The 12,437-nt window shown below is 70.0% G+C and carries 12 protein-coding genes, 1 tRNA gene and 1 pseudogene; 10 read left to right on the forward strand and 4 right to left on the reverse strand.

The window, feature by feature from the left end:
* The first annotated feature begins 545 nt into the window (after nt 1-545).
* From ABD981_RS21395 to ABD981_RS21415, 5 genes and pseudogenes are all read left to right on the forward strand, one after another.
* The gene (locus ABD981_RS21395) at nt 546-1,055 is read left to right on the forward strand and encodes a DUF5994 family protein (RefSeq protein ID WP_046910354.1); all 510 of its coding nucleotides are present in this window, start codon (nt 546-548) and stop codon (nt 1,053-1,055) included.
* Nucleotides 1,052-1,246, forward strand: a pseudogene (locus ABD981_RS21400) (PRC-barrel domain containing protein); the annotation flags it as partial. The gene ABD981_RS21395 and the pseudogene ABD981_RS21400, both read left to right, overlap by 4 nt.
* Nucleotides 1,247-1,570: 324 nt before the next feature.
* Entirely contained in the window at nt 1,571-2,077 is a 507-nt protein-coding gene (locus ABD981_RS21405; protein WP_240495382.1) for a hypothetical protein, read from the forward strand.
* Nucleotides 2,078-2,169: 92 nt separating this feature from the next.
* Nucleotides 2,170-2,469 (forward strand): tail fiber domain-containing protein, encoded by a 300-nt coding sequence (locus tag ABD981_RS21410; protein ID WP_240495383.1) that lies wholly within the window; start codon nt 2,170-2,172, stop codon nt 2,467-2,469.
* Nucleotides 2,470-2,489: 20 nt separating this feature from the next.
* Entirely contained in the window at nt 2,490-3,143 is a 654-nt protein-coding gene (locus tag ABD981_RS21415) for a 2OG-Fe(II) oxygenase (protein WP_046910357.1), read from the forward strand.
* 59 nt (nt 3,144-3,202) lie between these two features.
* Here ABD981_RS21415 and ABD981_RS21420 read toward each other — a convergent pair.
* A tRNA-Gly gene (locus tag ABD981_RS21420) sits at nt 3,203-3,273 on the reverse strand.
* A gap of 405 nt (nt 3,274-3,678) precedes the next feature.
* Between ABD981_RS21420 and dcd the strand changes: the two genes are divergently transcribed.
* Both dcd and ABD981_RS21430 read left to right on the forward strand, forming a co-directional pair.
* Complete coding sequence (dcd, locus tag ABD981_RS21425; RefSeq protein WP_046910319.1) at nt 3,679-4,254, forward strand: dCTP deaminase; 576 nt, start codon at nt 3,679-3,681, stop codon at nt 4,252-4,254.
* A gap of 13 nt (nt 4,255-4,267) precedes the next feature.
* Nucleotides 4,268-4,765 carry a phosphoribosyltransferase gene (locus ABD981_RS21430; RefSeq protein WP_024755952.1) on the forward strand — a complete coding sequence of 166 codons (498 nt, stop codon included), beginning with the start codon at nt 4,268-4,270 and terminating at the stop codon, nt 4,763-4,765.
* 54 nt (nt 4,766-4,819) lie between these two features.
* Here ABD981_RS21430 and ABD981_RS21435 read toward each other — a convergent pair whose 3' ends face one another.
* Nucleotides 4,820-5,728 (reverse strand): Yip1 family protein, encoded by a 909-nt coding sequence (locus ABD981_RS21435; protein WP_123954925.1) that lies wholly within the window; start codon nt 5,726-5,728, stop codon nt 4,820-4,822.
* A gap of 124 nt (nt 5,729-5,852) precedes the next feature.
* Between ABD981_RS21435 and ABD981_RS21440 the strand changes: the two genes are divergently transcribed.
* On the forward strand, nt 5,853-6,740 hold the full coding sequence (locus tag ABD981_RS21440; RefSeq protein ID WP_046910320.1) for a hypothetical protein: 888 nt from the start codon (nt 5,853-5,855) through the stop codon (nt 6,738-6,740).
* Nucleotides 6,741-6,808: 68 nt separating this feature from the next.
* On the opposite strand, the gene ABD981_RS21445 is transcribed toward ABD981_RS21440, so the two are convergent.
* Together ABD981_RS21445 and ABD981_RS21450 are read right to left on the reverse strand one after the other, a co-directional pair.
* Nucleotides 6,809-9,070, reverse strand: a complete 2,262-nt coding sequence (locus tag ABD981_RS21445; protein ID WP_046910321.1) for a heterodisulfide reductase-related iron-sulfur binding cluster — start codon at nt 9,068-9,070, stop codon at nt 6,809-6,811.
* 119 nt (nt 9,071-9,189) lie between these two features.
* On the reverse strand, nt 9,190-9,687 hold the full coding sequence (locus tag ABD981_RS21450; protein ID WP_046910322.1) for a sugar transferase: 498 nt from the start codon (nt 9,685-9,687) through the stop codon (nt 9,190-9,192).
* A 226-nt stretch (nt 9,688-9,913) separates the two neighbouring features.
* Here ABD981_RS21450 and dnaK point away from each other — a divergent pair, with 226 nt between their 5' ends.
* Complete coding sequence (gene dnaK / locus ABD981_RS21455) at nt 9,914-11,758, forward strand: molecular chaperone DnaK (RefSeq protein WP_046910323.1); 1,845 nt, start codon at nt 9,914-9,916, stop codon at nt 11,756-11,758.
* A complete protein-coding gene (gene grpE / locus ABD981_RS21460) occupies nt 11,758-12,408 on the forward strand; it encodes a nucleotide exchange factor GrpE (RefSeq protein WP_046910324.1) in 651 nt (216 codons plus the stop codon). Before dnaK ends, grpE begins: the two co-directional genes overlap by 1 nt.
* Nucleotides 12,409-12,437 lie beyond the last annotated feature (29 nt).

Here is a 12,437-nt window from a genome sequence, read left to right on the forward strand (position 1 = left end):
GGGCCGCCACGCGCGTCCGCCGACTCCGGCTGCCCGGTCAGGGTCCCTCGGCGTGGGGCCCGGTGCCCCGCTGGGGACGGCCGGTGGTCAGCCAGGACCGGCCCGGCGGTGCGGGTGGTGTCGACGGCGAGACGCAGGCGGGTGCCCTTGCCCGGGGCGGGTCAGCCGCACCGCTGACCGTCGGCGAGACGGTGGCGCAGGGTGTCGGCCACTCTGCGGGCGGCGTCCGTGGAGGCGGAGACGATCCTGACTTCGGCGTCCCCGGCGGCGACGGGGCTCCGGCGTCCGGCTCGTTGCGGTCCAGGACGTCACCGTCCTTCCCATCGGGGCCTGCCCGGGCGACCGAAGTGAGGCGGGTACGCCCCATACGTCCGCGGTACGTCCGAAGCCCGGGAGCCGATCGGTTCCCCGACGGAGAGCTGCGCGTCCGCGCGTCCTCCCGGAGTACGGTGAAAGTGCGGGGCCGTCGCCCCGCCCGCCGGCCCGGCGTCCGCCGTGGCACCGACCCGGGCGGAAGCGGCACACCCGTGGACGGGCGGACCACCATGGCCGACGCGAACGTTTCCCCCCACCACGTCCCGGCGCCCCAGCGCCTCCTGCCGGACGAGATCCACCGGTCGGTCGGGCCGGGCACCGCGCTGCTCCGGATGGAGACGACGGGATCCCGGCAGAGCCTCCTCGACGGCGCGTGGTGGCCGCGCTCGCGTGACGTCGAGCGGGAGCTCCCGTCGCTGCTCACCGCCCTGACCGAGTACCTCGGGCCCGTCACCCGGGTCGGCCTGGACGCCTCCGCCTGGAACGGCATCCCGACCCGCCTGGTGGTCGACGGCCGGGTCGTGCACCTCGACTCCTTCCCCGTCGGCGACGACACCGTCCTGATCACCCGCGGCGACAACGACCACTTCTCCCTGATGGTCGTCCCGCCGGACACACCACCGGAGGCCGCCCGCGCGGCCATGGCCCGCGCGGTCCACGCCGACAACATCACGCAGGCCACCGAGCTCCTCGGTGCCACGCTTCCCCCGTCGGCGACCGAGCGGGGAGGAGCGGCATGATCCGGGCAGCGGACATCCGCGAGCGACGCAACCAGGACGTGGTGGACCCCGGCGACCACGGGATCGGCGAACTGGAATCCGTCTACGTCGACACCAGCACCGACGAACCGGCCATGGCCACGGTCCGCGCCGGCCTCCCCACCCGGCAACGCCCGGTGTCCGTCCTCCTTGAGGGAGCGACGGCGGGGCCGGTGCGTGCGGGACGCCCGCGGCGGGAAACCACGGGGCACGTCGGTTCAGGACCGGTGCTCAGGGCGGCCCCCCGTCGGCCGGTATGAATCGTCCGCGTTCGTCACGGCGCCGTCGGCGATTCATCAGATGGTGCGTACTCGTGTTCATCGGGCACCCACGCCGGACGGGTGTGGCTACGGTCGTTCGCGTCGTCCCACGGGGGCGGCATCGGTCGAGTGCCGCATGCGCCAGGACCGTCCCGGCCTTCACGCCGGTGCGGAGCGCGCCCGAGCGGCTCCCAGGGAGTGGACATGGGTTCTGTCGGTCGTAGGACCGTCGCGGTGATGGCAGCCGCTCTGGCGTCGATGGGGGCGGGAAGCGGTGTCGCCGCGACCGCGACCCCCTCGTCGCCCGCGCCGTGCAGCGGCGCGGAATGCCCCAGCCTCAAGCCGGTCAGGCTCACGACCAGCCAGGCCACCTTGAACGTCACCCAGATGCAACTGGAGAACATCCACGCGATGGCTTCCGACGCCATCACCGGGGAGCCCGTCCGGGGAGCGAAGATCGTGTTCGCCACCGTCGGCGGCCGGACGCTGGGGGCCGCCTTCACCGACTACGACGGTGTGGCCTCGATCACCGCCCCGGAGAACCTGGGTCCCGGAACCCTTCAGGAGCTGCTCGGCGGCTACGAAGCCGCGCTCGTCGGCGACGGCGTGCACGCTCCCGTCGGGGCCCACGGGGCGATCACCGTCGGTACCGACCAGGGGCCCGGGGTGCCGGGCTCCCCGTGTTCGCTCTGCAGTGACCGTGGGCTCAAGCAGGACGTGGTCCCTGTCGACTGGAGCCGGTGACGATGCGGATCCGGATCCTCAGCAGGCGGCCCCGGGCGGCCGGCGACGCCTCTCCGGACCCTTCTGCGGCAGGTCCACGGGACAGCATCGTCGTGTCCCCGGTCGGCGCGGTCAACGGCTTCGCCGTCCTGGACGCCGTGGCCGCGCTGCCGGTCGGCACCTGGCGCTACCTCTGGGAGCCCGAGGGCGTCCGTCACCTCGGGCCGATGGCCCAGGACTGGCACGCCGCATTCGGTTTCAACCCGGACGACACCAGGATCCCCGTCGTCGACGGCCTCGGCGTGTCCTTGGTCTGCATCCAGGCGCTCCAGCGCCACGTGGAGGATCTCAGGGCCGAAGTCGCCGTGCTGCGCGAGGCCGTGGCGGGCACTCCGTCCGGGGCGGGGCGATGACGGCGCAGGGTCTGTCGCCGGTGTCCACGGATGCGATCTGGCGGCTCCCGGTGACGGTCTGCCGCATCACCGGGTTCCTGGGCGAGAGGACGGCCGGCCTCCTGTTGGAGCGTGCCATCGCCTCCACCGGCGACCGGCTCAAGCCTTCCCTGGTCCGGGACCGGGAGCTGGCCCCTGACCTGCGCAGATCCCGGTCGTGCTCGGACTTTCAGGCACCCGAGCTACTGGCGGCCATCGACGACGTACGAGAGGCAGTCGAGCACGTTCTGGGAGTCGACTGCCGCCGCGCCGAGCCCAGTTACGGTCTCAACGTGCACAACGACGGTGACTTCTACGGGCCGCACCAGGACACCAGCGTCGCGTACTCCCCCCGCCGTCTGCTCACCTTCGTGTACTACCTGCACCGCACGCCCCGGCCGTTCGGGGGCGGCGAGCTGCGCGTCTTCGACGCCGCCCTGCCGCTGCACACCGAGACCACCGGGGAGTGGGAGGAACGTACCTGGCGGGACTGGGAGCCCGAGCACGACAGCGTCGTCTTCTTCCTGCCCACCGCCTGGCACGAGGTGCGCCCGGTCGTATGCCCCGGAAAGCAGCACGAGGACAGCCGCTTCGCCGTCAACGGCTGGCTGTGCGCCCCCGACCCGACGCACCGCGGGGGCGACGAGTGCCGGTGAGCAGCGGCCCCGAGAACAACGACGAAGCCCCAGGTCGCTGACCTGGGGCTTCGTTCACGAGCGGATGACGGGAATCGAACCCGCGCTATAAGCTTGGGAAGCTCATGTTCTACCATTAAACTACATCCGCATGGTCGCCCCGAAGATCGGTGCGGCATCGTTGCACACTGTACCCCATGCGCCACTCGAGGCGAAGCTCGCGCCCCTTCCGCCGCGCGGAGTGCCGCGTGGAGCGCTGTCCCGTTGATCCCCTAATGTGGCTGTCTCGTCCACCACTTGTCGGGGAAGGGACTTGATGGGTTCGATGGAGCGCACCGTCGTCCGTTGTGCCGAGGGGCACGTTTTCAGCACCGCTTCGTTCCCGCTGCAGCATCTCGATGCGGGACGGATCGGGCCCGGGCGGCTCGTCCGGTGTCCGCGATGCGCGCGGCTGCGGCATGCGGTGCCCGTGGAGATCGGGCAGCGCTGACCTGTCCGGAGGGTGCGGGGTCTTCCCGATTGGGGGAGCTCCGCACCCTCTGCGTATCGTGGGAGCGTGCTTCTCTCAGACAAGGACATCCGGGCCGAGATCGACGCCGGACGGGTGCGCATCGACCCGTACGACGAATCCATGGTGCAGCCCTCGAGCATCGACGTGAGGCTTGACCGCTTCTTCCGGGTGTTCGAGAACCACCGCCACCCCCACATCGACCCCGCCATCGAGCAGCTGGACCTGACGCGCGAGGTGGAGCCGGAGGGGGACGAGGCGTTCATCCTGCACCCCGGCGAGTTCGTGCTCGCGTCGACCTACGAGGTCATCACCCTGCCGGACGACATCGCCTCGCGCCTGGAGGGGAAGAGCTCCCTGGGACGGCTCGGGCTCGTCACGCACTCGACCGCCGGGTTCATCGACCCCGGCTTCTCGGGACACGTGACCCTGGAGCTGTCGAACCTGGCCACCCTGCCGATCAAGCTCTGGCCGGGGATGAAGATCGGGCAGCTGTGCATGTTCCGGCTGAGCTCGCCCGCCGAGTTCCCGTACGGCAGCGAGCGCTACGGCTCCCGGTACCAGGGCCAGCGGGGGCCGACGGCCTCCCGCTCCTACATGAACTTCCATCGGACCCAGGTGTGAGGCGGCCGCAGGCATGAGTGAAGTACGCGAGAACCTGACGTACGAGGGCTTCGGGACCGCCGTCCGCGAGCTCGCCCAGACCATCGCCGACGACGGCTACGAGCCCGACATCGTGCTCTCCATCGCCCGCGGCGGCGTCTTCGTCGCCGGCGGTCTGGCCTACGCCCTCGACTGCAAGAACATCCACCTCGTGAACGTGGAGTTCTACACCGGCGTCGGCACCACCCTGGAGATGCCGGTCATGCTGGCCCCCGTGCCGGACGCGATCGACTTCAGCGACAAGAAGGTGCTCATCACCGACGACGTCGCCGACACGGGCAAGACGCTGAAGCTCGTCCACGACTTCTGCGTCGACCACGTCGCCGAGGTCCGCTCCGCCGTCATCTACGAGAAGTCGCACTCCCTCGTGAAGTGCGAGTACGTGTGGAAGAAGACGGACGAGTGGATCAACTTCCCGTGGAGCGTCGAGCCGCCCGTCGTGAAGCGCGAGGGCCAGGTCCTCGACGCCTGAGCCCCCCTGGCATGGAGAAGGCCCCCACCGATCGCGGCGGGGGCCTTCTCTCGTCTACAGCGTGCCGAGTTTGATCAGGCTCAGCAGTGCCACCAGCTGGATCGCCGACGCGCCCAGCGCCTTCGGCCACGGGAGGTCGTGCGAGCGGCTCACCATCACCGTGAACAGCGCGCCGGTCGCCAGCCAGGTCGCCCAGCCGAGGACCTGCACCAGGCCGTTCTCGCCACCCAGGAAGGCCGCGAAGACCAGGCGGGGCGTGTCCGCGATCGACATGATCAGCATCGACAGGCCGACCGTCGGCTGCCAGGCCCCCTCGCCGCCCAGCTGGCGCGCGAGGGTGTGGGTCACCGATCCCAGGATCAGGCCACCGAGCACGAAGGCGAGGGCCGTGATCAGGGCGGCCGAGACCGTCGGGTCGACCGTCTCGTCGCCGGTCTTCTCGAAGCCGAAGATCGCGAGGAGTCCGTAGAGGAACGTGACGATCAGCGCCGGACCCCACACGGCGTGGTCCCGCATCTGCAGGAACGTGTCGGCCGGGCGGAGCACGATGCCGCTCAGGAGCTGCTTCCAGGGGAGCCGGGGGCCCGTCGGCACGGGCGCGGGTGCCGGCCCGCCCTGCGCGTACGGGTCGTCGACGCTGAACATCTGGGTGTGGCCCGGGTTGTTCGCCGCCGCGTACGGCTGCTGGTGCTGCTGCGGGTGCGCGTGCGGGTCGCCGAAGTACTCGGGCTCGCCGTACGCCTGCTGCTGCGGTGGGTACTGCTGCTGCGGGTACGGCGGCGGGGCCGCCTGGTACCCGTACGGAGCCTGCTGCGGGCGCTGAGGGCGCTGCGGTTGTTGCGGTTGCTGCGGGGGGCCACCGGCCCGGCCGCGTCCGTTCCTGAATCCAGCCACGTCCATGAACGTACCCGGTCCCGACGGGCGTTCGCTCCTCGGAGCCGGAGTGCGGCAGAGCTGTGACATCCCCTAGGGGTTACCGAGCCGATGGACAGCCCTGCGGGGGTCGTTACATATCCGACGGAATGCCCACACATGAGGGTCCTACCTTCGAAATGTCGCCGCACAAGCTACGCAAAAGGAACATTCCATGCGCATCGCCCGTCGGACCCTTCGTACCGCCGCCCTCGCCACCGGCACCATCGCCGCCCTCGCCCTCCCCGCGGCCGCCGCCTTCGCCGACGAGGCCCCGGCGCCGGCGCCGGTCGGCCAGGACCAGGACCAGGACCAGGGCCGGCAGCGCGTCTTCGTCCAGTCGTACCGGCTCGCCGACGGGTCGGTCGCGAAGGTCTACCAGACCGGCCCGGACGCCTTCACGGCCGAGATCCGGTCCGGCGGGACCCTGCTCGACACCCTCACCAGCACCGGCGGCCGGGCCGCGTACGGCGAGAACAACGGGCTGCACGTCGTTCTGAACCCCGACGGTTCCGTCCGCTCCTGGACGGACCGGGTGCCCACCCCGGACCCGAAGCCGACGCCTGACCCGAAGCCCACCCCGGACCCGAAGCCGACCCCGAAGCCCAAGCCCGCGCCGCACCAGGCGGACGCCCGGGTCACCCTGCCCGACGGGAACGTCGCCAGGCTCTACAGGAAGGGGCCCCGCGTCGAGTTCCGGTTCGGTTCGCTCGACCGGCAGAAGCCGGTCCTGAGCCACGACGGCTGGACCTACAAGCTCGTCCCGCAGGGCAAGGGCGTCCACCGCCTCGTCGTCGTCGACACCCCGAAGCAGGGCGGCAACAGCTGGGTGTACGACTTCGACGGCCGGCTCGTCGCCTCGTACAAGGGGCAGACGAAGCAGGGGGACACCGTCGTCGTGCCGCGCGGCACCGTGCCCAAGGGCGCCGTGCGGGCCGGGGCCGAGAACGTCGCCGAGGGCTCCCACCAGGCCGCCCTGCTCGGCGCGGGCGGCGGCATGGCCGCCCTCGGTGCCGCGGGGCTCGGCTTCGCCCTCCACCACCGCCGCGCGCAGCGGGACTGACCCGCGTACGGACACGGGAAAGGGCCGCCCCCGCATCTGCTGCGGGGGCGGCCCTTCTCGTACGGGAGCTACGCGGCCGGCTCGGGCTCCGGCTCCGGCTCGGCGGCCGGCTCCGGGTCGACCGGGGTCTTCACCGACTCCAGGAGCAGCTGGGCCACGTCGACGACCTGGAGGCTCTCCTTCGCCTTGCCGTCGTTCTTCTTGCCGTTCACCGAGTCCGTGAGCATGACCAGGCAGAACGGGCAGGCGGTGGAGACGATGTCCGGGTTGAGCGAGAGGGCCTCGTCGACGCGCTCGGTGTTGATGCGCTTGCCGATGCGCTCCTCCATCCACATCCGGGCACCGCCGGCGCCGCAGCAGAAGCCGCGCTCCTTGTGGCGGTGCATCTCCTGCTGGCGCAGGCCGGGGACGGCGGACATGATCTCGCGCGGCGGCGTGTAGACCTTGTTGTGACGGCCCAGGTAGCACGGGTCGTGGTACGTGATCAGGCCGTCGACCGGGGTCACCGGGACCAGCTTGCCCTCGTCGATGAGGTGCTGGAGCAGCTGGGTGTGGTGGATGACCTCGTACTCGCCGCCGAGCTGCGGGTACTCGTTGGCGATGGTGTTGAAGCAGTGCGGGCAGGTCGAGACGATCTTCTTCGCCGACTTCGGCTTCTTCGTCGACTCGTCCTCGTCGTCCTCGCCGAACGCCATGTTCAGCATGGCGACGTTCTCCTGCGCGAGCTGCTGGAACAGCGGCTCGTTGCCCAGGCGGCGGGGGGAGTCACCGGTGCACTTCTCGTCGCCGCCCATGATCGCGAACTTGACGCCCGCGATGTTGAGCAGCTCGGCGAAGGCCTTCGTGGTCTTCTTGGCCCGGTCCTCCAGGGCGCCGGCGCAGCCGACCCAGTAGAGGTAGTCGAACTCGGAGAGGTCCTCGACGTCCTTGCCCACGATCGGGACCTCGAAGTCGACCTCCTTGGTCCACTCGACGCGCTGCTTCTTCGCCAGGCCCCAGGGGTTGCCCTTCTTCTCCAGGTTCTTGAGCATCGTGCCCGCCTCGGACGGGAACGCGGACTCGATCATCACCTGGTAGCGGCGCATGTCGACGATGTGGTCGATGTGCTCGATGTCGACCGGGCACTGCTCGACGCAGGCGCCGCAGGTGGTGCAGGACCACAGGACGTCGGGGTCGATGACGCCGTTCTCCTCGGCGGTGCCGATGAGGGGGCGCTCGGCCTCGGCCAGGGCCGCGGCGGGGACGTCCTTCAGCTGCTCCTCGGAGGCCTTCTCCTCGCCCTCCATGGTCTTGCCGCCGCCCGCGAGCAGGTACGGCGCCTTGGCGTGGGCGTGGTCGCGCAGCGACATGATGAGGAGCTTGGGGGAGAGCGGCTTGCCCGTGTTCCAGGCGGGGCACTGCGACTGGCAGCGGCCGCACTCGGTGCAGGTGGAGAAGTCGAGCAGGCCCTTCCAGGAGAACTGCTCGACCTGGGAGACGCCGTAGACGTCGTCCTCGCCCGGGTCCTCGAAGTCGATCGGCTTGCCGCCCGAGGTCATCGGCTGGAGCGCGCCGAGGGCGGTCTCGCCGGTCGCGTTGCGCTTGAACCAGATGTTCGGGAAGCCGAGGAAGCGGTGCCAGGCGACGCCCATGTTGGTGTTCAGCGAGACCACGATCATCCAGATGAACGAGGTGCTGATCTTGACCATGGCGGTGAAGTAGATCAGGTTCTGCAGGGTCGCGACGCTCAGGCCCTTGAAGGCGAGGACCAGCGGGTACGAGGCGAAGTACGCGGCCTCGTAGTGCTCCACGTGGTGGATCGCGCCCTCGAGGCCGCGCAGCACGTAGATCGCGAGGCCGATGGTGAGGATGACGTACTCGACGAAGTACGCCTGGCCCGCCTTGGAGCCGGCGAAGCGCGACTTGCGGCCGGCCCGGCCCGGGAGGCTCAGCAGTCGGATGACCATGAGCACGGCGATGCCGAGGATGGTCATGACGCCGATGAACTCGATGTACAGCTCGAACGGCAGGAAGCCGCCGATGACCGGCAGCGTCCAGTCGGCCTGGAAGAGCTGGCCGAAGGCCTGCGCCAGGGTGGGCGGCAGGGTCAGGAAGCCGACGGCGACGAACCAGTGGGCGAAGCCCACGATGCCCCAGCGGTTCATGCGCGTGTGGCCCAGGAACTCCCGGACGAGCGTCACGCTGCGCTGGTAGGGGTTGTCGGTCCGGGTGCCGGCCGGGACCGGCTGGCCGAGCTTGAAGTAGCGGACGAACTGACCGATGGCGCGAGCGAGCAGGGCAACGCCGACCACGGTCAGGGCCAGCGACACGATGATCGCGGCGAGTTGCATGAGGGGCTCCTCGGGCGGGGGGCCAGTCGGGCCTACTAAGCGGTAACTTATTCAGTCCGTGCCGAGATTACCCGCTCGCGACGCCGCACTGTAGCGGAGCTCACGGTGATCTGTGTCGCTCAGGCAACCCTTGCCGCCGGTTCCGCGTGGCGGCGGCGTCGGACTGCAGGAAGCGTACGCGCAAGGATCACCAGATCCATGCCGAGCCAGTGGTGGTCCACGTAGTGGAGGTCGAGCAGCTCGCGCTCCTCCCAGGGCAGCTCCGAGCGCCCGCTGATCTGCCACAGCCCCGTCATCCCCGGGCGTACGGAGAGCCGGCGCCGCCCGTCCCCGGTGGACTCCCGGTGTCCGGGCGTCAGCGGGCACGGTCCCACCAGGGACATCTCGCCCCGTACGACGTGCAGCAGCAGGGGCAGCGTGGCCAGCGGGCTCTTCGTGCGGAAGGTCAGCATCGTGAAGGTCCGGCCGCCCCGGCCCGCGACCGGGCGGCGGCGCAGCACTCCGCGCGTGCTGCTGGTCCCGAGGGCGACGGAGAGGGCGACGAGGGCGATCAGCGGGGAGAGGACGGCCAGCAGGGTCAGCCCGCCCGCCACGTCGACCGCGCGTTTCGCCGTCATGCACTCACACCTTCCGGCGAGAATCATGGGATATGTCCGGACTCTCTCACGGCCCACCCGTGCTTATCGGGGAATGACGCGCCCTCTGAGACCCTTCGAGTGGGGTCTTTGAGCGATGTAGAGGGCGAAGAGTTGAGTCGACCCCACTCAGGTCTGTTGACTCGGATCGGGTCCTCGTGCATCCTTGAGTCAGTTCCACTCAAGTCAGTCAGCTGGAGGAATCGAAATGGCACGTGCGGTCGGCATCGACCTGGGCACCACTAACTCCGTCGTCAGCGTTCTCGAAGGCGGCGAGCCCACCGTCATCACCAACGCCGAAGGCGCCAGGACCACGCCGTCCGTCGTCGCCTTCGCCAAGAACGGCGAGGTGCTCGTCGGCGAGGTCGCCAAGCGTCAGGCGGTCACCAACGTCGACCGGACCATCCGGTCCGTGAAGCGCCACATGGGCACCGACTGGAAGATCGAGCTGGACGGGAAGAACTTCAACCCGCAGCAGATGTCGGCGTTCATCCTGCAGAAGCTGAAGCGCGACGCCGAGGCGTACCTGGGCGAGAAGGTGACCGACGCGGTCATCACCGTCCCCGCGTACTTCAACGACTCGGAGCGCCAGGCCACCAAGGAGGCCGGTGAGATCGCGGGCCTCAACGTCCTGCGCATCGTGAACGAGCCGACCGCGGCCGCCCTGGCCTACGGCCTCGACAAGGACGACCAGACGATCCTCGTCTTCGACCTCGGTGGCGGCACCTTCGACGTGTCCCTCCTGGAGATCGGCGACGGCGTCGTCGAGGTGAAGGCCACCAACGGTGACAACCACCTCGGTGGTGACGACTGGGACCAGCGCGTCGTCGACTACCTGGTGAAGCAGTTCGCCAACGGCCACGGCGTGGACCTGTCCAAGGACAAGATGGCCCTCCAGCGTCTGCGCGAGGCCGCCGAGAAGGCCAAGATCGAGCTCTCCTCCTCCACGGAGACCACGATCAACCTGCCCTACATCACGGCCTCCGCCGAGGGCCCGCTGCACCTGGACGAGAAGCTCACCCGCGCCCAGTTCCAGCAGCTGACCGCGGACCTCCTGGACCGCTGCAAGACCCCGTTCCACAACGTCATCAAGGACGCCGGCATCGCGCTGTCCGAGATCGACCACGTGGTCCTCGTCGGCGGCTCGACCCGCATGCCGGCCGTCGCGGAGCTCGTCAAGGAGCTGACCGGCGGCAACGAGGCCAACAAGGGCGTGAACCCGGACGAGGTCGTCGCCATCGGCGCCGTCCTGCAGGCCGGTGTCCTCAAGGGCGAGGTCAAGGACGTCCTGCTCCTCGACGTGACCCCGCTGTCCCTCGGCATCGAGACCAAGGGCGGCATCATGACCAAGCTCATCGAGCGCAACACCACGATCCCGACCAAGCGGTCCGAGATCTTCACGACGGCCGAGGACAACCAGCCGTCCGTGCAGATCCAGGTCTACCAGGGCGAGCGCGAGATCGCGGCGTACAACAAGAAGCTCGGCATGTTCGAGCTGACCGGTCTCCCGCCGGCCCCGCGCGGCGTCCCGCAGATCGAGGTCGCCTTCGACATCGACGCCAACGGCATCATGCACGTGACCGCGAAGGACCTGGGCACGGGCAAGGAGCAGAAGATGACCGTCACCGGCGGCTCCTCGCTGCCGAAGGACGAGGTCAACCGGATGCGCGAGGAGGCCGAGCAGTACGCGGAGGAGGACCACCGCCGCCGCGAGGCCGCCGAGACCCGCAACCAGGGCGAGCAGCTCGTCTACCAGACCGAGAAGTTCCTCAAGGACAACGAGGACAAGGTCCCCGGTGAGGTCAAGACCGAGGTCGAGACCGCCGTCGCCGAGCTGAAGGAGAAGCTCAAGGGCGAGGACACCGCGGAGATCCGCACCGCCACCGAGAAGGTCGCGGCCGTCTCCCAGAAGCTCGGCCAGGCGATGTACGCCGACGCCCAGGCCGCCCAGGGTGCCGCCGGCGCCGAGGGTGCCCAGCAGGCCAAGGCCGACGACGACGTCGTCGACGCCGAGATCGTCGACGACGAGAAGCCGAAGGGCGGCGCTGCCTGATGTCGGAGGAGACCCCGGGCTTCGAGGAGAAGCCCGAAGTCCCCGCCGACGGCACGCCCGAGGAGCCCGAGACCGCCGCTGCCGCCGCCCCCGCCGACAAGGCGGAGGGGGCGGCCCCGGCCGGGGACGCGAGTGATGTGGCCCTGCTGGCACAGCTGGACCAGTCCCGTACGGCGCTCACCGAGCGCACGGCGGACCTCCAGCGCCTGCAGGCCGAGTACCAGAACTACCGCCGCCGCGTGGAGCGGGACCGGGTGACGGTCAAGGAGATCGCCGTGGCGAGCCTCCTGACCGAGCTGCTCCCGGTGCTCGACGACATCGGCCGGGCCCGGGACCACGGCGAGCTGCTCGGCGGCTTCAAGTCGGTCGCCGAGTCGCTGGAGACCGTCGCCGCCAAGATGGGCCTGCAGCAGTTCGGCAAGGAGGGCGAGCCCTTCGACCCGACGATCCACGAGGCCCTGATGCACTCGTACGCGCCGGACGTCACCGAGACGACCTGCGTGGCGATCCTGCAGCCGGGGTACCGGATCGGCGAGCGGACCATCAGGCCCGCCCGCGTGGCCGTCGCCGAGCCCCAGCCGGGCGCGGCCCCGGCCGGCAAGGACGAGAAGAAGGCCGACGAGGAGAGCGGTGCCCCCGAAGAGGGGTGACGCAGTGACCGTCCGGAAGGAGGGACGTC

The sequence above is a fragment of the Streptomyces showdoensis genome, assembly GCF_039535475.1.
Lineage (GTDB): Bacteria > Actinomycetota > Actinomycetes > Streptomycetales > Streptomycetaceae > Streptomyces > Streptomyces showdoensis.

Excerpts from the sequence above, each read along its gene's own strand:
- grpE (WP_046910324.1), top strand. The coding sequence starts at position 11,758 with ATGTCGGAGGAGACCCCGGGCTTCGAGGAGAAGCCCGAAGTCCCCGCC.
- ABD981_RS21435 (WP_123954925.1), bottom strand. The coding sequence starts at position 5,728 with ATGTCACAGCTCTGCCGCACTCCGGCTCCGAGGAGCGAACGCCCGTCG.
- dnaK (WP_046910323.1), top strand. The coding sequence starts at position 9,914 with ATGGCACGTGCGGTCGGCATCGACCTGGGCACCACTAACTCCGTCGTC.
- ABD981_RS21450 (WP_046910322.1), bottom strand. The coding sequence starts at position 9,687 with ATGACGGCGAAACGCGCGGTCGACGTGGCGGGCGGGCTGACCCTGCTG.
- ABD981_RS21405 (WP_240495382.1), top strand. The coding sequence starts at position 1,571 with ATGGCAGCCGCTCTGGCGTCGATGGGGGCGGGAAGCGGTGTCGCCGCG.
- ABD981_RS21445 (WP_046910321.1), bottom strand. The coding sequence starts at position 9,070 with ATGCAACTCGCCGCGATCATCGTGTCGCTGGCCCTGACCGTGGTCGGC.
- ABD981_RS21395 (WP_046910354.1), top strand. The coding sequence starts at position 546 with ATGGCCGACGCGAACGTTTCCCCCCACCACGTCCCGGCGCCCCAGCGC.
- ABD981_RS21430 (WP_024755952.1), top strand. The coding sequence starts at position 4,268 with ATGAGTGAAGTACGCGAGAACCTGACGTACGAGGGCTTCGGGACCGCC.
- ABD981_RS21440 (WP_046910320.1), top strand. The coding sequence starts at position 5,853 with ATGCGCATCGCCCGTCGGACCCTTCGTACCGCCGCCCTCGCCACCGGC.